At 62.7% G+C, this 20,595-nt stretch carries 18 protein-coding genes; 12 read left to right on the top strand and 6 right to left on the bottom strand.

Annotated elements, in window-relative coordinates:
• The first annotated feature begins 108 nt into the window (after positions 1 to 108).
• Positions 109 to 438, top strand: coding sequence for a DUF4148 domain-containing protein (locus M0D66_RS34850; protein ID WP_093646506.1), 330 nt, complete (start codon positions 109 to 111; stop codon positions 436 to 438).
• Between the two features lie 106 nt (positions 439 to 544).
• On the opposite strand, the gene M0D66_RS34845 is transcribed toward M0D66_RS34850, so the two are convergent.
• Positions 545 to 940, bottom strand: a complete 396-nt coding sequence (locus tag M0D66_RS34845; protein WP_093646508.1) for an acyl-CoA thioesterase — start codon at positions 938 to 940, stop codon at positions 545 to 547.
• 170 nt (positions 941 to 1,110) lie between these two features.
• Here M0D66_RS34845 and M0D66_RS34840 point away from each other — a divergent pair, with 170 nt between their 5' ends.
• On the top strand, positions 1,111 to 3,000 hold the full coding sequence (locus tag M0D66_RS34840) for an ABC transporter ATP-binding protein/permease (RefSeq protein WP_200652769.1): 1,890 nt from the start codon (positions 1,111 to 1,113) through the stop codon (positions 2,998 to 3,000).
• Between the two features lie 70 nt (positions 3,001 to 3,070).
• On the opposite strand, the gene murU is transcribed toward M0D66_RS34840, so the two are convergent.
• Both murU and M0D66_RS34830 read right to left on the bottom strand, forming a co-directional pair.
• Positions 3,071 to 3,784, bottom strand: coding sequence for an N-acetylmuramate alpha-1-phosphate uridylyltransferase MurU (gene murU / locus M0D66_RS34835; RefSeq protein WP_266212653.1), 714 nt, complete (start codon positions 3,782 to 3,784; stop codon positions 3,071 to 3,073).
• Between the two features lie 3 nt (positions 3,785 to 3,787).
• On the bottom strand, positions 3,788 to 4,879 hold the full coding sequence (locus M0D66_RS34830; RefSeq protein WP_211706603.1) for an aminoglycoside phosphotransferase family protein: 1,092 nt from the start codon (positions 4,877 to 4,879) through the stop codon (positions 3,788 to 3,790).
• Positions 4,880 to 5,100: 221 nt separating this feature from the next.
• Here M0D66_RS34830 and M0D66_RS34825 point away from each other — a divergent pair, with 221 nt between their 5' ends.
• The 4 genes from M0D66_RS34825 to rsmA all read left to right on the top strand — a co-directional run bounded on the left by M0D66_RS34825 (position 5,101) and on the right by rsmA (position 10,921).
• Positions 5,101 to 7,458 carry an LPS-assembly protein LptD gene (locus tag M0D66_RS34825; protein WP_200652772.1) on the top strand — a complete coding sequence of 786 codons (2,358 nt, stop codon included), beginning with the start codon at positions 5,101 to 5,103 and terminating at the stop codon, positions 7,456 to 7,458.
• 67 nt (positions 7,459 to 7,525) lie between these two features.
• Positions 7,526 to 8,887, top strand: a complete 1,362-nt coding sequence (locus tag M0D66_RS34820; protein WP_266212652.1) for a peptidylprolyl isomerase — start codon at positions 7,526 to 7,528, stop codon at positions 8,885 to 8,887.
• A gap of 5 nt (positions 8,888 to 8,892) precedes the next feature.
• On the top strand, positions 8,893 to 9,903 hold the full coding sequence (gene pdxA, locus M0D66_RS34815) for a 4-hydroxythreonine-4-phosphate dehydrogenase PdxA (protein ID WP_266212651.1): 1,011 nt from the start codon (positions 8,893 to 8,895) through the stop codon (positions 9,901 to 9,903).
• A 145-nt stretch (positions 9,904 to 10,048) separates the two neighbouring features.
• The gene (gene rsmA / locus M0D66_RS34810; protein ID WP_093646524.1) at positions 10,049 to 10,921 is read left to right on the top strand and encodes a 16S rRNA (adenine(1518)-N(6)/adenine(1519)-N(6))-dimethyltransferase RsmA; all 873 of its coding nucleotides are present in this window, start codon (positions 10,049 to 10,051) and stop codon (positions 10,919 to 10,921) included.
• A gap of 65 nt (positions 10,922 to 10,986) precedes the next feature.
• Here the strand turns inward: rsmA and M0D66_RS34805 are convergent, their stop codons facing one another.
• Positions 10,987 to 11,922, bottom strand: coding sequence for a DMT family transporter (locus M0D66_RS34805; protein ID WP_093646527.1), 936 nt, complete (start codon positions 11,920 to 11,922; stop codon positions 10,987 to 10,989).
• Between the two features lie 355 nt (positions 11,923 to 12,277).
• On the opposite strand from M0D66_RS34805, the gene M0D66_RS34800 reads away from it, so the two are divergent.
• Complete coding sequence (locus M0D66_RS34800) at positions 12,278 to 13,387, top strand: porin (protein WP_093646529.1); 1,110 nt, start codon at positions 12,278 to 12,280, stop codon at positions 13,385 to 13,387.
• 107 nt (positions 13,388 to 13,494) lie between these two features.
• On the opposite strand, the gene M0D66_RS34795 is transcribed toward M0D66_RS34800, so the two are convergent.
• The gene (locus tag M0D66_RS34795) at positions 13,495 to 14,841 is read right to left on the bottom strand and encodes an MFS transporter (protein ID WP_266212650.1); all 1,347 of its coding nucleotides are present in this window, start codon (positions 14,839 to 14,841) and stop codon (positions 13,495 to 13,497) included.
• A 102-nt stretch (positions 14,842 to 14,943) separates the two neighbouring features.
• On the opposite strand from M0D66_RS34795, the gene M0D66_RS34790 reads away from it, so the two are divergent.
• The 5 genes from M0D66_RS34790 (at position 14,944) to M0D66_RS34770 (ending at position 19,611) form a co-directional block, all read left to right on the top strand.
• A complete protein-coding gene (locus M0D66_RS34790; RefSeq protein WP_266212649.1) occupies positions 14,944 to 15,900 on the top strand; it encodes a LysR family transcriptional regulator in 957 nt (318 codons plus the stop codon).
• 163 nt (positions 15,901 to 16,063) lie between these two features.
• Positions 16,064 to 16,753, top strand: a complete 690-nt coding sequence (locus tag M0D66_RS34785; protein WP_266212648.1) for a TetR/AcrR family transcriptional regulator — start codon at positions 16,064 to 16,066, stop codon at positions 16,751 to 16,753.
• A 109-nt stretch (positions 16,754 to 16,862) separates the two neighbouring features.
• Positions 16,863 to 18,683 carry an alkyl sulfatase dimerization domain-containing protein gene (locus M0D66_RS34780; protein WP_266212647.1) on the top strand — a complete coding sequence of 607 codons (1,821 nt, stop codon included), beginning with the start codon at positions 16,863 to 16,865 and terminating at the stop codon, positions 18,681 to 18,683.
• Between the two features lie 116 nt (positions 18,684 to 18,799).
• Entirely contained in the window at positions 18,800 to 19,186 is a 387-nt protein-coding gene (gloA, locus tag M0D66_RS34775; protein WP_093646538.1) for a lactoylglutathione lyase, read from the top strand.
• A 26-nt stretch (positions 19,187 to 19,212) separates the two neighbouring features.
• On the top strand, positions 19,213 to 19,611 hold the full coding sequence (locus M0D66_RS34770) for a hypothetical protein (protein ID WP_093646541.1): 399 nt from the start codon (positions 19,213 to 19,215) through the stop codon (positions 19,609 to 19,611).
• A gap of 79 nt (positions 19,612 to 19,690) precedes the next feature.
• Here the strand turns inward: M0D66_RS34770 and M0D66_RS34765 are convergent, their stop codons facing one another.
• Entirely contained in the window at positions 19,691 to 20,581 is an 891-nt protein-coding gene (locus M0D66_RS34765; RefSeq protein ID WP_200652778.1) for a M48 family metallopeptidase, read from the bottom strand.
• Positions 20,582 to 20,595 lie beyond the last annotated feature (14 nt).

Genomic DNA, 20,595 nt, shown 5'->3' with positions numbered 1-20,595 from the left:
GGAACCACGAAGCATCGATTCACGTGGCGTTGCGCCCGCTTTTCGCTGCTCGCACTTGGTCACGGGCGTTTCGCCGTCGAATATTTGCCAATCCGACTGGAGAGAGAAATGACGTCTTCACCTGCAAAGAAATGGGCTGTGCTGTTGACATCGGTTGTACTGAGTGTGGCTTCGGTTGCACCGGTGTTCGCGCAAACCGCCGGTAGTGCGCCGGCGGGTGATGAAGCCGCTGCCGCCGCGCCGTCGGCCGCCGCATCGAAGGCCGCCGCCAAGGCGCAACGGAAGGCCGCTCGCAAGCAGGCGCGGGCGAAGAAGAACGCCGAGTTGAAGCAGCTGGAAAGCAACGGGTACAACCCGTCGCGCAACGATCCGAACTATCCGACGGATCTCCAGAATGCGCAGAAGAAGGCGGCAGCGGGCGCGGCGGCGAGCCAGTAAGCGGCTGCGGGCCTAGTCATGCTTGTGCTGGGGATCCCGGCAAAGTACGACGTATGAAACCAAACGAGGCGCCCAGGCGCCTCGTTTTTCGTTCAAATTCCGCCGCTCAATCGAGCACCGGCAGCGCGCGCGGGCGCCGGTCGCTGTCGGTTGCGACGTAGGTCAGGGTTGCCTCGGTGACCTTCACGAGCTCTTCGGTCAGGCTCATGCGCTGCGCGTACACCTCCACCGCCACCGTCACCGACGTGGTGCCCGTCTTGACGATATCCGCGTAGAAGCTCAGCAGATCGCCGACGAACACCGGCTGCTTGAAGACGAACGAATTGACCGCGATGGTCGCCACCCGCCCATTGGCGCGGCGGCTTGCCGGAATCGAGCCGGCGATGTCCACTTGCGCCATGATCCAGCCGCCGAACACGTCGCCGTGGACGTTCGCGTCCGACGGTTGCGGCATGACGCGCAAGGCGCAAGGCTTTTGCGGAAGTTGAAGAATATCGGTCATGGGGATGAAAAGCGGCGCCAGCCAGCTTCTGCGACAATAGAAAGATCAGGAATTGTACGGGAAAGCGCCCAGCCGGGTCGCGCGACATAAAGCAGGATGCCACCTTGGCACGCTGCCGGTCGGCGCTCCTGCGAGCCTCCGTCGCTTCCACACTCTCCCCAGCCGATCCCATGCGCCGTACGCCCTCGTCCGAACCATCCCCGATCTCGACCCAGCCGCGCAACGACTGGCAAACGATCCTGTCGCTGCTGCCCTACCTCGCCACCTATAAATGGCGCGTCGGCTTCGCACTGAGCTGTCTGATCGGCGCGAAGGTCGCCAATCTCGGGGTGCCGATCGTGATGAAACGGATCGTCGACAGCCTCGCGTCGGTGCAGCATCTCACCGCGCTCGGCCGCGCGCACGATTCGCCGGCCATCGTCCTGCTGGGCGGCGTCGGTTTGCTGGTGGTCGCCTATGCGGTGGTGCGGCTGTCCACGTCGCTCTTTACCGAACTGCGCGAAATCCTGTTTTCGAAGGTGACCGAAAGCGCGGTGCGGCAACTCGCGCTGAAAGTGTTCCGCCATCTGCATGCACTGTCTTTGCGGTTCCACCTCGATCGGCAGACGGGCGGCATGTCGCGCGATATCGAACGCGGCACACGCGGCATCACTCAACTGATTTCGTATTCGCTGTACAGCATCTTGCCGACCCTGGTCGAAGTCGGCCTCGTGCTGGGTTTTTTCGTCGTCAAATACGAGGCGTATTACGCGATCGTCACGTTCATTGCGCTTGCCGTGTACATCACGTTCACTGTGAAAGTCACCGAGTGGCGCACGCATTTTCGCCGCACGATGAACGACCTGGATTCAAAGGCGAATTCGCGCGCGATCGATTCGCTGCTCAACTACGAGACGGTAAAGTACTTCGGCAACGAAGAGTGGGAAGCGCACCGTTACGACGAAAACCTCAAACGCTATCGCACGGCCGCGATCAAATCGCAGCGCTCGCTGTCGGCGCTGAACTTCGGGCAGCAGGCGATCATCGGCACGGGGCTCGTGTTCATTCTGTGGCGCGCAACTGAAGGCGTGATGGCCGGGCGCCTCACGCTCGGCGATCTGGTGTTGATCAACACCTTCATGTTGCAGCTCTATATTCCGCTGAATTTTCTCGGCGTCGTGTATCGGGAGCTGAAGCAAAGCCTCACCGACATGGACCGCATGTTCACGTTGCTTGGCGCGGCCCAGGAAGTGCCCGACGTGCCGGACGCGCCCGAGTTGCGGGTGAGCGGTGCGCAGGTGCGCTTCGAGCATGTGAACTTCTCGTATGAGCCGGCGCGGCAGATTCTGCACGACGTCAGCTTCACGATTCCGGCGGGCGCCACCACGGCGGTGGTGGGCCATAGCGGTTCGGGCAAATCGACACTCGCGCGGCTGATGTTCCGCTTCTACGATCTGGACCGGGCGACGGGCGGCGCGATCACCATCGACGGTCAGGATATTCGCGACGTCACACAGGATTCGCTGCGTGCATCGATCGGCATCGTGCCGCAGGATACGGTGCTGTTCAACGATTCGATCTACTACAACATTGCTTATGGCCGCCCATCGGCCACGCGCGAGGAAGTGATCGCGGCGGCGCGTGCGGCGCATATTCACGACTTCATCGAAGGGCTGCCGAAGGGGTACGAGACGCCCGTCGGCGAGCGTGGCCTGAAGTTGTCCGGTGGAGAAAAGCAGCGTGTCGCGATTGCGCGGACCATCCTCAAGAATCCGCCGATCCTGCTGTTCGACGAAGCGACGTCGGCGCTCGATTCGCGCTCGGAGCGCGCGATCCAGCACGAGCTCGATCAGATCGCCCGCGAGCGTACGACGCTGATCATCGCCCACCGGCTTTCGACAGTCGTGCACGCGCAGCAGATCATCGTGATGGACAAAGGACGGATCGTCGAGCGTGGGACGTACGCCGAATTGCTGCAGGCGAACGGCTTGTTCGCGCAGATGTGGGCCTTGCAGCAGCAACGTGCCGCAGAGGCGCCGGAGTCGGCTGAAACGGTGGGTGCGGGGGATGGCGGGCGGTGAGTTTTGCGGCGGCGTTGGGCGGCGCGCTATCGCACGATACCGCGCGGCGCCGCTCAACACCTTGCAGTACTCAGCGTGAGCTTACACGCCGATCCAAATCCTGTAGTTGCGTCGGCGTACCGACGTTCTCCCACAATCCTTCATACAATTCGCCGCTCGCGAGACCGCTTGCAATCGTCGCGCGATAGTAAGGCGTGAGCGCGCGCCGCGTGCCGCGCGGCAGATCGCGAAACATACGCGTGTCGTACAGACCGATATTGCCGAACGTAAAGCGCGGTTGCGCCTCGAGCGACAGCACGCCGTCGACCAGACCAAAGTCGCCGTTCGGATGAAACGCCGGGTTCGGCACCATCACAAGATGCATGCCGGGCTCGCGCAATGCCGCGAGCGTCTCAGCGCGAGCGTTCAGCGCGGCGTAATCGAAATCCGCGTACACGTCACCGCTTACCGCGACGAACACTTCGCTAGCGCCGTCATCTTCGAGCAGCGGCAACGCCTGAACGATCCCGCCGGCCGTTTCCAAGGCTTCATGCTCGGCTGAATAGCGCAATTGCACCCCCCAGCGCGAACCGTCGCCGAGCGCGGCCTCGATCTGTTCGCCGAGCCACGCGTGATTGATCACAATGGTTTGAAAACCGGCGTGCGCGAGGCGTTCGATCTGCCACACGATCAACGGCTTGCCACCCACTTCGAGCAAAGGCTTCGGGCATGTGTCGGTCAACGGACGCATGCGCTCGCCGCGCCCGGCGGCGAAGATCATCGCTTTCTTCAGAGACATCGTCATCGGTCAGAACGTGTAGCCGACTTCATTCGCGCGGCCTTCGAGCTCGTCGAGCAGCTTCGCGAACGGACGCAGCGGCGCATAGCGTTCCGCGACCTTGCGGGCATAGCCGATGAAACGCGGCAGATCTTTCATGTAATGCGGCTTGCTGTCGCGGTAATTGATCCGGCAGAACAGCCCCAGCACCTTGATGTGCCGTTGCAGACCCATCCATTCGAGCTGGCGGTAGAACTCTCCGAAATCCGGATCGACCGGCAGCCCGGCTTTTTTCGCGCGCTCCCAGTAGTACACGAAGCAATCCAGCTCGAACTCTTCGTCCCAACTGAGGAATGCATCGCGCAGCAAGGAGGCGACGTCGTACGTGATCGGGCCGTACACCGCGTCCTGGAAGTCCAGCACGCCGGGATTCACGGGGTTCGGCAGGGCAGCGACCATCAGATTGCGCGGCATGAAATCGCGCAGCATGAACACTTGCGGTTGCGCCCGGGCGCTCGCGATCAGCAGCGCGAAGGTGCGATCGAGCAGCGCACGGGTCTTATCGTCGACCTCGCGGCCCAGATGGCGGCCGATGAACCACTCGGGCAGCAACTCCATTTCGCGGCGCAGGAAGGCTTCGTCGAACGGCGGCAGCACGCCTTCGCGCGAGGTGAGCTGCCAGCGGATCAGCGCGTCGAGCGCGTCGTGCATCAGCGAGCGGGCGCGACGCGGGTCGTCGCCGTTTTGCGTCTCGGTCAGCGCGCCGAGGTAGGAATCGGTGCCCAGATCGGTGACGAGCATGAAGCCGGCGTCGAAATCGACCTCCAGCACGCGCGGCACATGTACGTTGGCGGCCTCGAGCAATTGTGCGATTTGCACAAATTCGCGGCACTTTTCGGGGGGCGGGGCATCGACAGCGATCAGGGTGCCGGTGCTTTCGCCTTCCGCCGCCTTACCGGCGAGCCGGAAATAGCGCCGGAAACTGGCGTCGGACGAAGCCGGGAGAAGCGTGCCGAGATCAAGCGCATAGCGCGCTGCGTGGGCGTTCAGCCAGGCCTTGAGCAGTTCGAGGCGGCTGTCGGAGTAATCTTGGGTAGCGTTTTTGGCAGGGGGGGGCGTCATGAAAACCGGCAGCAAATTCAGAGGGGCAACGTCTTGCCATATAATACCCCACGACTTTTTTGACGCGACTCACGCCAGCTTTCGCGTGTCCGCTCTACCGCCCGCCTCATCGTTCGACAGATTGTAAATATTGATGTGCAGCCGACTGTCACGGTCGGGATGTGCAGGCGGTGGATCGTGACTACAAAAGCTGACGGACGGGCCGATTCGCCAAACGATACATGCCGCCTAGACAGCTTTCCCAAACGACTCCCTCTTGTGCTGTAGTCCCGCGCAAAAGGCGGCTCGTCGCGGCGTTGATCGCCGTTCCGGGCCTGATGCCCGCGCTTGCGCACGCCCAGCTGGTGGGGGAAGCCGCGCAGCCGCAACCTATCGACGCGCCATGGGGCATGCAGCTCGCCCCGCAGCTCGAAGAACATCCATTGCAGACCGGCCAGAAGGCGGCCACCTTTGTGCTCGGGGACACGACGAGCGGCACCACCGACCAGGACATGGCCGCGAAAGGCTCGGCCGAGGTGCGGCGCAATACGTTCGTAATCAAGGCCGACGCGCTGCACTACGATCAGGACACGGACATGGCCGACGCATACGGCCAGGTTTTCCTGAACAACAACGGCGCCGCGTTCACCGGCCCGGAAGCGCATATGCGGGTGGACTCGAGTGAAGGCTTCATGTCCGCGCCGAAGTACCACTTCAACGTGACGGGCGGCTCGGGCAGCGCGGAGCGCGTCGACCTGCTCGACAGCGAACGTTCGGTGTTCACGAAGGGCACATACACGGCTTGCTCATGCACCGACAAGCCGGGCTGGTATCTCAAGGGCAGCGAGTTCGATTTCGACACAGGCGCGGACGAAGGCGTTGCGTACAACAGCGTGCTGTTCTTCCAGGGCGTGCCGGTATTCGCTTCGCCATGGTTGTCGTTCCCGCTATCGGGCGATCGGCGCAGCGGGGTTCTGCCGCCCACGTTCTCGCTGAGTTCGTCGAACGGCTTCGAACTGTCGGTGCCGTACTACTTCAATATCGCACCGAATCGCGACCTGACCGTGACGCCGCGGCTGATCTCGAAGCGCGGCGTGCAGTTGCAGTCGACCTTCCGTTATCTGTCGCCCACGTACTCGGGCTCGATCACCGGTGAATACCTGCCGGACGACCGTCTGACGAAGACTAACCGCTACGCGCTGTATATCCAGCACAACCAGAACTTCGGCAACGGGTTCGGCGGTTACATCTACTACAACAAGGTCTCGGACAACACGTATCCGGAAGACCTGTCGTCGTCGGTCAGTCAGTTCATGAACGGCACCCAGCTCCTGTATCAACAGGAAGCCGGGGTGACCTATAACAACGGCCCGTGGTCCGTGCTGGCCCGTGAACAGCACTGGCAGACGCTGACGCCTTCGGTGGCGCCGTACGGCCGCGAGCCGCAGTTGAATGTGAAGTACGCGAAGTACAACGTCGGCGGTTTCGACTACGGCGCGGAAGCCGACTACACGAATTTCCGCATCACCACCGCGGACACGACCCAGGGTCAGCGGGTGATGTTCAACCCGTACCTGTCGTATTCGGTGGTCGGACCGGGTTACTTCGTTACGCCGAAGGTGCAGTGGCACTTCGCGTCGTACAACCTGAACAATATCGCTACGGCCGGCACACCGAAGAATTTCACCGAGTCGATCCCGACGCTCTCCTTTGACACCGGGCTGATTTTCGACCGTTCGGTGCGGATCTTCGGCGAGGATTACATCCAGACGCTGGAGCCGCGGCTCTACTACGTCTATACGCCGTACCGCAACCAGGAAAACGCGCCGTTGTTCGATACGGCTGACTCCGACTTCGGGCTGGCGGAAATCTTCACGCCGAACACCTTCGTCGGTAACGACCGGATCGCCGACGCGAACCGTCTGACCGCGGCGATTACCACGCGCTTCATCAACCCGGCCACGGGCGACGAACGCGCGCGTTTCGTGATCGCGCAGCAGTATTACTTCCAGGATCAGCGCGTCACGCTGCTGCCTACGCAGACCAGCACGCAGGCCACGCACTCGGACCTGATCGCGGGTGCGTCGCTCAAGCTCGGCGCCGGTTTCGCGTCGGAAACTGCGTTCCAATATAATGCCGACAACAACCAGTTGACGAAGACGAGCATCGGCTTCGGGTTCAGTCCGGCCAGCGGCAAGGTGATCAATGTCGCGTATCGCTACACACGCGCGAACACCACGCTGGATAACCAGCCGATCAACCAGGTGCTGATTTCGGGCCAGTGGCCGCTGACGCACCGTGTGTACGGGGTAGGCCGTTTCAATTACGACCTGGGCGGGCATCGGATCGTCGACGGTCTGGTCGGCCTGCAATACGACGCCGACTGCTGGACGCTCGGCGCGGGGATCCAGCGCTACGCGAACGGTCTGAATACGTCGGGGCAGAATCAGTCGAGCACGCGGTTTCTCGCGCAGTTGACGTTCAAGGGTTTGTCGAGCGTCGACAACGGGCTGATTTCCGCGTTCCGCAGCAGCGTGGCGGGCTATACGCCATTGCCCCCGCCGCCGCCGCCGGAAGCGCGTTTCACCAATTACGAATGACGCTCGCCCGATCATTTATAGCATGCGAAAAGACGGGCCAGGCGCGCCCGACATCATTGGAGTATCTGTGGCAATCATGAAAAAGCTTCGCTTGGCAACGCTTGCGGCCGGTCTGGCCGCCGCGGCGTCTTTCCTGTCGGTTGCGCCGGTTCAGGCGCAGGCGCTGTCCGGCAATAGCGGCCAGACGGTCGACACCATTGCCGCAGTGGTCAACAACGGTGTCATCACGCGGCGCGAGCTCGACGAGCGCATCGGCCTGATCACCCGCCGGCTGAACCAGCAGAACGCGCCGGTCCCGCCGATGGACCAGCTGCGCCAGCAGGTGCTCAACCAGATGGTGCTGGAACGCATCCAGCTGCAGAAGGCGAAAGAAGACGGCATCAATATCGACGACGCCGCTGTGCAAAAAACGCTCGAGCGGCTCGCGCAGGCGAACAACCTGACACTCGAGATGTACCGTGCGCGTATCGAGGCGCAAGGCGTGCCCTGGACCACCTTCGCGAACGACGCGCGCACCGAACTCACGCTCTCGCGTCTGCGTGAGAAGGAAGTGGACAGCAAGGTCACGGTGTCGGACGCCGAGGTCGCGAACTATATCGCCAGCCAGCGCGGACCGAATTCCGGCCTGACAAGCGATCTGCACATTCAGCACATCTTCCTGAAGGCGCCGCTGAACGCCTCGGAAACCGACATCGAAGCCGCGCAGCAAAAGGCTCAGGCGCTGCTGACCGAAGCCAAGGGCGGCGCCAACTTCGAAAAGCTGGCGAAGTCGAATTCGCAAGCACCGGATGCCTCGAAAGGCGGCGATACGGGTTTCGTGACGCCGTCCAAGCTGCCGCCTGAGTTCGTCAAGGCCGCCTCGTCGCTGCGCCCGGGCGAAGTCAGCCCGGATCTGATCCGTACCAACGACGGCTTCGAAATCGTGCGCCTCGTCGATCGTCGCGCGGGCCAGGGCACCAGCTCCGATGCGCCGAAGCTCGTACAGACGCACGTTCGCCACATTCTGCTGCGCGTCGGCGACGGCATGTCCGAGCCGCAAGCGCGTCAGAAGCTGCTCGAAATCAAGAACCAGATCGCCGCAGGCGGCGACTTCGCCAAGTTCGCCCACACCTACTCGCAAGACGGTTCGTCGTCGCAAGGCGGCGACCTTGGCTGGATCAGCCCGGGCGAGACGGTGCCGGAATTCGAACGCGCCATGAACAACTTGCAGGACGGTCAGATCAGCGACCCGGTGCGCAGCGAATACGGCTATCACCTGATTCAGGTGATAGGCCGTCGCGAATCGGAAGGCTCGGTTTCGCAGCAGATGGATCTGGCGCGTCAGGCAATCGGCCAGCGCAAGGCGGAACAGGCCTACGCCGACTGGTTGCGCGAACTGCGCGATACCGCCTATGTGGAAGTGAAGCCGCAGTTGACGAGCGCGCAATAAACGTCATGACAAGCGCCGCGCAGTCCACCAGCCTGCCGTTGCAGATCGCGATCACGACCGGCGAGCCTGCCGGCGTCGGTCCCGAGCTGACCGCGCAGGCGCTGGCGGGCGCGGCGGCGCATTGGCCCGGCGCCGAGTTCACCGTGCTCGGCGATGCGGATTTGCTGGCGGAGCGCGCGCGTGCGGTAGGCGTCGACTGGGCTGCGCTGGTGGCGGACGGCAAGCGCGTGCGGGTGCAGCATCGGCCGCTCGGCGCACCCTCGCTGGCCGGCAAGCTGAACGCCGCCAACGGCCGCTACGTGCTCGATCTGCTCGACAGCGCGATCGACGGCGCCGTGGCCGGCGCCTTCGACGCCATCGTTACGGCGCCGCTGCAAAAAAGCACCATCAACGATGCCGGTGTGCCGTTCACCGGGCACACGGAATACCTCGCCGAGCGCACGCACACGCCGCGCGTGGTGATGATGCTGGCCGGCACCGGCAAGCGTCCGTTGCGCGTTGCCCTCGCTACCACGCATCTGCCGCTCAAAGACGTCTCTGCCGCGCTGACGATCGAAGGTATCGTCGAGACGCTGCGCATCGTCGATCACGATTTGCGCCACCACTTTGGCCTGCCAGCGCCGCGCATCCTCGTGACGGGGTTGAACCCGCATGCGGGCGAAAACGGTTATCTGGGCCGCGAGGAAATCGAGGTGATTTCTCCCGCGCTGAAGCTCGCGAACGACCAAGGCATCGACGCGCCTGGACCCTATCCGGCAGACACCTTATTCCAGCCGCGTTATCTGGAGCAGGCCGATTGCGTGCTGGCGATGTTCCACGACCAGGGCCTGCCGGTGTTGAAGTACGCAACGTTCGGCGAAGGCATCAACATCACGCTCGGCTTGCCGATCATCCGCACTTCGGTCGATCACGGCACCGCGCTCGATCTGGCCGGCACCGGCCGTGCCGACTCGGGCAGTCTGATCGCCGCGATCGATACGGCGGTTTCGATGGCGCAACACCGCCGAGCGGGCTGATCCAGCGATTGCGGCGCGGTTTGGTTCGCGCTTTTCTGGGTTTTCCTTTCCGGGTGCCTGACGTTTGCGTGTTCGTTGCGCAGTCGTTGTGCGTATTCCTGGTTTGTTCCTATTCTTAAGCAGTTCTCTTTTTAGCGTTTCTTCGATGTCCACCAGCAGACAGCAACCGGGCCGGCACCAAGGCCATATCGCGCGCAAGCGTTTCGGACAGAATTTTCTGGTCGATATGGGCGTGATCGATTCGATCGTCGACGTGATCCGGCCGCAGCGCGGCGAGCGCATGGTCGAGATCGGGCCGGGGCTTGGCGCACTCACAGAACCGCTGATCGAGCGTCTGGCGACGCCCGAAGCGCCGTTGCACGCCGTCGAGCTGGATCGCGATCTGATTGGCCGCCTCAAGACAAAATTCGGCGACCTGCTCGAGCTGCACGCGGGCGATGCACTCGCGTTCGACTTCGGCACGCTGGCCGCACCGGGTGAGAAGGCGTCGCTGCGTATTGTCGGCAATCTGCCGTACAACATCTCGAGCCCGCTGCTGTTTCATCTGACCGCATTCGCGGATCGCGTGATCGACCAGCACTTCATGCTGCAGAACGAAGTTGTCGAGCGGATGGTGGCGGAACCGGGTACGAAGGCGTTCAGCCGCCTTTCGGTGATGCTGCAGTACCGCTACGTGATCGACAAGCAACTCGACGTGCCGCCTGACGCATTCAACCCGCCGCCGAAAGTCGATTCGGCGATCGTACGGATGATTCCGTACGAAGTGCATGAACTGCCGGCCGTGGACGAGCGCGTGCTCGGCGAAGTCGTGACGGCGGCTTTCTCGCAGCGCCGCAAGATGCTGCGTAATACCCTGGCCGCGTTTCGAGATTCGGTGGATTTCGAGGCGCTCGGCTTCGATCTGCAACGCCGTGCCGAAGATGTGCCGGTGGCCGAATATGTGCGTGTGGCGCAGATCGTGGCGGCTTCGCCGTCGCGTGGCGCCGCGGCCGCGGAAACTGGGACTGACGACGCCTGAGTGGCGTTGCACGGTCTTGCAGGAAGCGCGCTGCGCCCTGCAGCGCGCGTGAAACGCCCCACGCCTTAAGCGGCAACCCGCTTCGCCGGCAGATTGACCAGCGCGATGCCGGTCAGCACCAGCGCCGCGGCCATTAGAAAGCGCAGGCTGAACGACTCGCCGAGCAACAGCACGCCAAAGGTCACGCCGAACAGCGGCGTCAAGAACGAAAACACCGAAAGGCGCGACGCGATGTAACGCGTCAACAGCCAGAACCACAGCAGATAGCTGACGAACGCCACGATCACCGCTTGGTACGCGAGGCTCATCACCGCCAGTGGCGTGACGGTTTCCACGCGTGCCTGCCCGAGCCCCAGTGCGAGCGCGAGCAGCACCACCGCCGACACCGTCAATTGATAGAACAGCGTCTTGCTGGCGCTCGTGCAAGCGAGACGTGTGGCGCGCACCACCACCGTGGTCGCGGCCCATGTGATGCCGCCCAGCACGCCGAGCGCGTCGCCGGCAACGCCCTTCAGCGTCGAACCCTGCGCCCCGTGGCCATGCAGGAAACCGTCGGCGAACGCCAGCGCGATGCCGGCAAACGCCACCAGGATGCCGAGCCACTGAGTGCGCCGCATGCGCTCGCCAGCGACGAACCAGTGCAGCCCGAGTGTCGTGAAGCACGGTGCGGTGTACAGAAAGACCGCCATACGCGAAGCGCTGGTCAGCGTCAGGCCGAGAAAAATGCACACGAATTCCCCGGCGAACAGCACGCCCGCGAGCAAGCCGGCGCCCAATGTGCCGTCGTCGCGAAAGAGCGGCGTACCGCGCGAACGGGCCCAGCCCCATACCAGCACGGCTGCGATTGCCGAGCGCAGGCCGGCCTGGAATACCGGTGGTAGTGCGGCGTTGGTGCTCTTGATCGCGACTTGCTGGAGTCCCCAGATCGCGCACAAACCGATCATCAGCAGGATGGCGAAGCTATCCAGGGTGCGGCGCGTGGATAGGGCGGTGGTGCTCATGGGTTGTGCAGGGTCACTGTCATAAGTCATACGATATCAAAGCTATCTGCCCCGTAATGCGATGACCCCATCGCCTACGCGTGCTTCTTTCAGGCTGCAAGCACTTCGATGACATAACAACACTTACTTCAGTCTATTTTCTTACAGCCCCTATTTCGCGCTAAGGTTCACCCACACGCATTTCGTCAGCTTATTCAAACAGTCTGAATTGGCTGTTGTGCGAGGTTCCAACGCGGACTTTGCATCCTACCTGTCGATTTGCGCGGCCTCAGATGAACAGCGTGCCGGTACTTTGCAGCAGGCGTGGCGGTGTCGAAATATCCGTGAAAAGCGGGAATCTGTATGAGGAGACGAAATGAAGCGCGTAAGCAAGTGGGCGATGGCGGTGGTGCCGGCAGCGCTGGCGTGTCAAATGGCGCACGCTCAATCGAGTGTGACGCTCTACGGCGTGATCGACGAAAGTGTGCACTATCTGACCCACGCAAACCAGGCCGGCGATTCGTCGATCGGACTCGGTAACGGCGGCATGACGGAAAGCCGCTGGGGGATAAGGGGCGTCGAGGATCTGGGCGGCGGCTGGTCGACGTTCTTCAAGCTCGAAAACCGCTTCTACATGAATACCGGCCAAAGCGATCCCACCTTGCCGTTCTTCAATGAAGCGCAAGTGGGCGTGCGCTCGGATTCCCTTGGGCAGGTGATCTTCGGCCGTCAGTACAACGTGATGATCGAGGGCATTACCATCGGCGGCTACGGCAGCAATATCTGGATTCCATACGATTTCAGCTTCCAGCCGGAAGTGACGATGACAGGCGGCATCTGGACCAGCAACCAGGTGCAGTATCAGGCGAAATATAACGGTTTCCATGTTGCCGCCGGCTACGCATTTGGCGGCAACGCGGGCAATTCGTACGGCAGCCAGATCGGCATGGCGCTGGCTTACGCGCCGGGTGGGCCATTCACCTTCGGCGGCGCGTATCAGGAGTCGAAAGATTCGGTCAACGGCGCCGCCGCGAAAGCGTGGACCTTCGGCGGGTCGTACACGTGGAACCTGACCCGGTTCTCCGTCGGCTATATCGTCGATCAGAATGACGCCGGCTTTTCGAATTTCGCCAACGGGCCATTCACCGCACCCGCGTTGGCCGCGCTCAAGTACACGGACTTTTCGCGGCGCCGCATGATCATGGGCGGTATCACACAGCAGGTCAGCAACAAGTGGCACTTCGCCGCGAATGTCTGGCGCACGCTGCAGGACGGCAAAACTGCCGCGCAGAACGGTTCGGCATGGCAGTACCAACTGGTCGCCGACTACAACTTGTCTCTACGTACCGATATCTATCTGGAAGGCGACTACTCGCTGTACCGGGGTGACCTGATCGGCGCGCAGTTGCAGGGCGTCAACGGTGTCGGGCTTGCGCAGAAGGGTAGCCAGATCGGTTTGATGGCGGGCATGCGGCATCAGTTCTGAGTACTTGCCTACTTCGGTGCGCGCCCAGATTGCCCTCTACCGTGCTGAGATGTTCGCCGTTCACGTTCACGGTGTAACTCGCGGTGGCGAACATGCTGCCGCGCGTCTCACCCCGCCGCGCCCTCCATACGCCGCTTCGACCGTTGCGGATCGATCAACGCGAAACCTGCTGTACCCACGATCAGCAACAACGTGCCGGTTACCGCGAAGCCGATCTCATAGCCACGCACGTCGCCTGCGGCGCCGAGCAGCTTGCCCATCGCGACGGGGCCGATCAGTCCGGCGGTGGTGACGATCGAGTTGGTGATCGCGAGTAGGGCGCCGCGCCGTGCCGCCGGCGCGACTTCGGCGACTAGCATCGGGCCGAAGGTGAACGTCTGGATCGCCAACGCGCTGGCGAGTCCCATCAACGCCACCTTGAGGAACGGCGGCGCACCGAGCAGCAGCGAGCAGTACGCCAAACCGCTCACCACGCATGCAGCACTGATCAGTTTGCCGCGCGCCACCTTCGACGGCACACCGCGCTTGAGCATGCGATGCGAAGCCATCGCGAGCGCGATGCCGAGCGGGATCTGCGCCGCGACTTGCAGCGCGAACAACCAACCCGCCTGGGTCGCGCCAAAGCCGAGGCCGAGCCGGAAATACGCAGGCACCCAGGTGAAGCCAATCGCGATCACCGCATAGCCAACAAAGCATTGCAGCATCACGCCCATAACCGTGCGGTCGCTCAGCATGCGCCGAAAGCGCAATGACGCAGCACGTGGACCGGCCGCTGCGGCGACAAACGCGGGTGAAGGGTTGTGCTGACGATTACCCGTCTTGCCCAGGCACAGCCACAAAACGGTCCAAACGATACCGACGGCGCCGAGCGTGAGAAATGTCGCGTGCCAGTGCCACCGCTGCGAGATATAGGTAAGCAACGGCCCGGCGATGATGACGCCCGCAGTCGCCCCTTGTTGCACGATGGCCGTGGGCAGATTGCGTTCGTGGTCGTCGAACCAGGTGTAGACCACATGCAGTGCGAGCGGCGAGGCCGGTCCTTCGCCAGCCCCCAGCAGAACGCGACACAGCAGCAGCACGGCAAAGCTCGTCGGCCATGCGAGCGGCAACTGCGCGACCGCCCAGATCAACGCAAGCGCGGCGAGCAGCCATTTCATATTGACGCGGTCGGCGATCAGACCGACGGCGATACCCGAGATCGAGAACAGCAGGAAAAACGCGCTGCCGACGAGGCCGAACTGACTGTGCGTCAACTGCATGTCATGCATTAGCGGGATCGCGACAAGACCGAGCACGGCCTTGTCGGCGAAGTTGATCAGCATGAACAGGAACAGCGAGGCGACGATCACCCAGCGGCGGCCTTGCGCGGCTTCGCGAGCCTGGGTGGGATAAGCCGACGCTGTGTCGCCGGCAAGCGCCGTGCAGCGCTTCGTGCTGCTGAGGAAAGTGGGCAAAAGGTGTCTCCATTTCTGGCGCGGGGCGCTGGGTTTTCGCCCATTTGAGGTGGTATAACTGAATTGTTCAAGTGCATTCTCGTTATCGGGAGCTTGCAAACTATGCATGAGGTCAATTCCCGCCGCCTTACCCATCTGATCGCGCTCGCCGAGGAAGGCAGCTTTGCGCGCGCGGCAGAGCGGGTTCATTTGAGCCAGCCCGCATTGAGCCGCAGCATTCAGGCGCTCGAAGAGGAAGTCGGCATGAAATTGTTCGACCGCGCCGCGCGCGGCGCCGCGATGACGGCGGCCGGGCGGCTGCTGGTCGAGCGCGCCCGGCGCGTGCTGTTCGAAACGCGCTGCCTGTTCCGCGACGTCGAATTGCTGAAGGCGCATGAACTCGGCGAGGTGCGCATCGGCCTCGGGCCTTACGCGGCCGTCGTGTTGCTGCCGGACCTGCTGGTGGAGCTCACGCGGCGCTTTCCGAAGATCAAGGTGTCGATCGAACTTGGCGAAGGCGATGCGCTGTTTGCCAAGCTGCGAGCCGAACAGGTCGACTTTCTCGTCACCGACCGCCGTGTGCCGCCCGTCACGCCAGATGTCACGTTGCAGCGTCTGCCGCGTCACGAGGGCGGCTGGTTCGCGCGGCCGGACCATCCATTGTTCGCGCGCGGCACGGTGCAGCTTGCGGCGTTGCGTGAGTTCCCGCTGGTCTCGGTGACCTTGCCCGCGTTCATGAAGGACGCCCTGCATCGCCTGCTCAAGTACCGTGCACACGAGCAGATTCCGTTGCAGATCGAATGTAACGACGTAGCGGTGCTGAAGGACGTCGTGGCGCAGACCGATGCCGTGCTGTTTTCCACGGCGTCCGCGGTGCGGCGCGATTTGGAAACGCGGCGGCTGGCGCGCATTCCGCTCGTCAATCCGCCGCGTCTCGCGCTGGAATTCGCGCTGGTGTATCTGGCCGAGCGCACGCCTTCGCCCGCCGCGTATTCCGCGTTGGGACTCGCCGAACAGGTGATGGAGGACGCCAACCGCGCCGCGCGGGGTTTGCTGCATCCCGAGTCATTGGCGACGTGAATGGACCGCTGCACGGCCGGTCGGTTGATCGCATGACCGCGCCCCGTGATTACCCTGGATGCGGTTGACACAGCGATCCCATTCACGGACGATCCGGAATCCCGATTCCGGTTTTCCGTGAGTCTTCATTTTTTCCAAGCGCCGAACCGAGGCTGAACACCGCATGACGACGACTTCACCGCGCGGCCGCGAAGCGCAGCCTAGCGCCATCGCCGCACCACGTCAGACGCGCAGTCAGCAGGGACTCGTTCGCATGCTGCAAGCCGGACGCGAGTTGATCGAAGCGAGCGGCAATCTCGACGATCTGTCGATCAACGACATTGTCGAGCGCGCAGGTACGTCGATCGGTGCGTTCTATCGGCGCTTCGACAACAAGGACAGTTTCTTCGAAGTCGTCCAGGACGCGGCGATGCAAGAGGGGCTCGCGCACGTACGCGAGACCGTCGAGCGTGATCCGGCCTGGCGTTCGAACGACGCGGGCACGCTTGCCGACGCCGTCATTTCGTTTTACGTGATCACGTTCCGGCGCAATCGCGGGCTGTATCACGCGTCGTTGTTGCGGGCATCGCAGCGCAAAGCCAACTGGGACGCCGTGAAATCGACCAATCACGAGGTGTTGGCGATGATCGTGCCGCGTCTCGTCAGCGCGCTGGCGCAGTCGCGCGGCATCAAGGCCGGCGGCGAGGCTGCCCAGTCGCTCGAATTCGAAGTGCGCGCCACGCTGCAGATGATCATCGGCATGCTGGTCAACAGCGTGCTGAACGATCCGGGGCCGTTATCGCTCTCCAGCCGGCAACTGCGGGCGTGGCTGCAAATTCGGGTGCGGCGCTGCCTCGGTTTGCCGGACGGCTGATTTTTTTGCCTAAAAATCGGAATCAGAATTCCGGTTCCATTAATCGAAAACACATGCTGATATCGCGCGATTGCCATAACGCGCGGACAAATATTCAAGGAGACACCGCATGAGTTCATGTTGCCCCGAACGGGTCCGCAATCCCGCCTTCGATGCGCCGCATATCGGCGAACCGCTGGACGTCGCGTTCGACGCCGGCGTGAATCTCGCCTACGCCGTCGCCGCACCAACCGTGCCGCCGCGCCTGACCGAACACTCGCGGCGCATGGCGCAGCGTATCTATCGTGTCGCCGAACGCGTGTATTGCGCGGTCGGCTACGCGATCGCGAACATCATCTTCGTGGTGGGTGACGACGGCGTCGTGGTCATCGATGCGACTGAGGCGGTGTCGGCTGCGAAGCGCATCTATGAAGACTTCTGCGCGATCGATCCGCGTCATGCCGATCTGCCGGTCAAGGCGGTCGTCTATACGCACAACCACACGGACCACACCGGCGGCGTGCGCGCTTTCGTCGATGAAGCCGCGCTCGAGGCGGGTAGCGTCGAGATCATCGCGCATCGCTCGTTGATGGACACGGTGATCAACAACGCGAACCTCGTCGCACCGATTCTCGCCACGCGTTCGGCCTACAGCTTCGGCACGCTGCTGCCGGCCGGCGCGACCGGTAAGGTCAACGCGGGCATCGGGCCGGTGCTGATCGCCGAGCCGGCGAGCTTCTTTGCGCCGACCCGCGTGTTCGACGACAAGCTCGATATCGTGCTAGCCGGCGTGCGTTTCGAGTTCCTCTACGCGCCTTCCGAAGCCGACGACGAAATCGTCATGTGGCTGCCTGAGCTTGGCGTGCTGCTGTCAGCGGAAGTGATCCAGGGTGAGTGTCTCGCGAACGTGCACACGCTGCGCGGCACGCGTTATCGCGACCCGGTGCGCTGGTATCAGACAATCGATATGATGCGCGGCTTCAACGCGGCGCATATGGTGCCGGCGCATGGCCGTCCGGTATCGGGCGCGCAGTATGTCGCCGAGGTGCTGTGCGTGTATCGCGACGCCATCCAGTTCATCCACGACCAGACCATTCGCCACATGAACTTCGGCCTGAGCCCGGACGAACTTGCTGAGGCGATTCCCGCGCTGCCGCCGCATCTCGCGGAACACGCGTGGCTTGGCGAGTATTACGGCACGGTCAAGCATTCGGTGCGGCAGGTGTATAGCGGCCAGCTCGGCTGGTTCGATGGCGATCCGGCGTCACTCGATCCGCTGCCGCGCGCCGAACGTTCGCAGCGCATGGTGAAGATGATGGGCGGCGTGGAGGCGGTGCGTGTCGCTGCACGTATCGCCCTGGGTGACGGCGACTGGCGCTGGGCCGCGGAACTGGCCACGCTGCTGGTGCGCCTCGATACAAACGACGCCGACGCCCGCAACATCAAGGCGAGCGCGTTGCGCGAGCTGGGCTACCGCACGGTGAACACCAACTGGCGCAACTGGTATCTGAGCGCGGCGCGCGAACTCGAACACGCCTACGATGAGCTACCGTTCGCGGGTAGCTCGAGCCTCGCCTCGACCGACGTGTTGCGTGCCCAACCGCTGCGCAATGTGTTCCAGCGCTTTAGCGTGAACGTCGATCCGGAACGTTGCGCCGATGTGCAGATGACACTCGCATTCCGCGTGACGGATCGCAACGAAACGCATGCGCTCGAATTGCGGCGTGGCGTGTTGCAGATTCACGAGCGCACACCATCGGCGATCGATGTTCAACTCGCGCTGGAAACCAGCACCCTGTACGGCATGTTGCGCGACATGGCGTCGCAGTTGCCCAAGTGCATCGAGAACGGCACAGTAGTACTGGAGCGCGGCACGGCCGAGCTGTTGCGCAGATTCTTCGATTGCTTCGACCGGCCCGCGCAGCGTATGCCCGCACTCACTACGCGATAGAAGCGGCTCGCATCGGCGTATCGGCGCAGCACCGAAAACGGCTGCGGCGCTCCCTGCAGCGCAGCGTGATTCCGGGTACATTGTCGTTCTCGACATCACGCACTTGGGAGTACACGATGCGCCTGCTTCACACCATGCTCCGGGTCGGCGACCTGGACCGTTCGATTGCGTTCTACACCGAGCTGCTCGGGATGAAATTGCTGCGCCGCGACGATTATCCGGAAGGCAAATTCACGCTGGCTTTCGTCGGCTATGAAGACGAACGCGACGGCACCGTTCTCGAACTCACGCACAACTGGGACACGCCGAAGTACGACCTCGGCTCCGGCTTTGGGCACCTCGCCGTCGAAGTCGCTGACGCGTACGCCGCCTGCGACAAGATCAAGGCCCAGGGCGGTAAGGTTGTCCGCGAAGCCGGTCCGATGAAACACGGCACCACCGTGATCGCTTTCGTCGAAGATCCGGACGGCTACAAGATCGAGTTTATCCAGAAGAAAAAGTGACGTAAGCGGCCGGGCGAGGACACGCAATGAATAACGGCAATCCCTACTTCAAAGAACTCGACGACATCCACGTCGAAATCCAGACTTTGTTCGACGGCTCCGCGGATCACGGCGCGCTGGATCGCATCATGGCGCGCTTCGCTCCGCAATTCACGCTGGTGATGCCGTCCGGTCTCGCACTGGACCACGCGGGCCTGCGCGAGATTTTTGCGAAGCTGAACGGCGCGCGCCCCGGCTCGCAGATCACGATTCGCGATATGGAGATCGTGTCCGAGTATCCGTCGGGCGCGGTGGTGAAATATCGGGAGTATCAACGCGACAACGCGGGCAATGCGAACGTGCGGCGCTCGACGGCGGTGATGGATCTCGACGCGCACGGCAAGGTGACGTGGCGTCACCTGCAGGAAACTTTCTGCACGGAGTGAGTGCTGGGTTTCAGAAAGCTGGCGCTTCGCGTTGAGGCGCCGGCTTTAAGTCTGCATGGCCGAAGATGACCCGAAGGCCTCAAAGCGTCGGCAGCAATTCCGGCGGATGCGACTTCAACGTCTGCCGCGCTTCGCGGAATTCCGGAAAAATCGATTCGACTGTCTGCCAGAAGCGCGGACTGTGATTCATCTCACGCAGATGCGCGAGTTCGTGCGCCACGACGTAATCGATAATCGACAGCGGGAAGTGAATCAGCCGCCAGTTCAGGCGGATTTTCCCATCGCTCGAACAACTGCCCCAACGCGTGGCCGCAGAAGAGAGCGCATATGCGCGATAGTTGACGCCGAGCTTCTCGGCATAGATTGCAAGGCGCTCGCCGAACAGGCGCTTTGCTTCACCTTGCAGCCAGCCCTGCACACGATCCTTGATCTGCTGTGGGTCCGCTTGCAACGGCAGCGGCACTTGCAGTGCGGATTCATCCGCGTTGAACGCGAGCGTGCCTTGCGGTGAACCGAGCTTCACGCGCACCGGTTGGCCGAGATACGGCACTTCCGCACCGTCTTTCCAGTCGACCTTGGGCAACGCACGCTGTTCGACACGCGTTTGCCATTCGATCAGTTTCGCGAAAATCCAGCGCTGCTTTTCGGTGATCGCGGTTTCGATATCCGCGAGCGTGACCCAACGTGGTGCGGTGATCATCAGGCCGGTGCTGTCGATCGCAAAGCCGATCGAGCGGCGTGCCGAGCGCTTGAGCGCATAGTGCAGCGTGCGCGAACCGATGGTGAGGCTGCGCAGCTTGGTGCCGTCCGGTGCGAGTGGCACGGCCGGCTGCTGCCCGCTCTGCGAGCCCGTTGATGGTGCCGAGGGTGTTGGGGACGACGACGTCGACCCCGGCTCGGCGAAGAGCGGGAGATCGAGCTGCCGGTTATCGAGCGCCGCAGCGGGCTGCGACGTAGGAGACTTCTGCATCGGATTCGGCTTCG

Origin of the sequence: Paraburkholderia sp. SECH2, from assembly GCF_030464795.1 — a bacterium.
Taxonomy (GTDB): domain Bacteria; phylum Pseudomonadota; class Gammaproteobacteria; order Burkholderiales; family Burkholderiaceae; genus Paraburkholderia; species Paraburkholderia aspalathi.
Note: the sequence above shows the minus strand (reverse complement) of the source record. Positions and strands in the feature narration are given on the sequence as shown.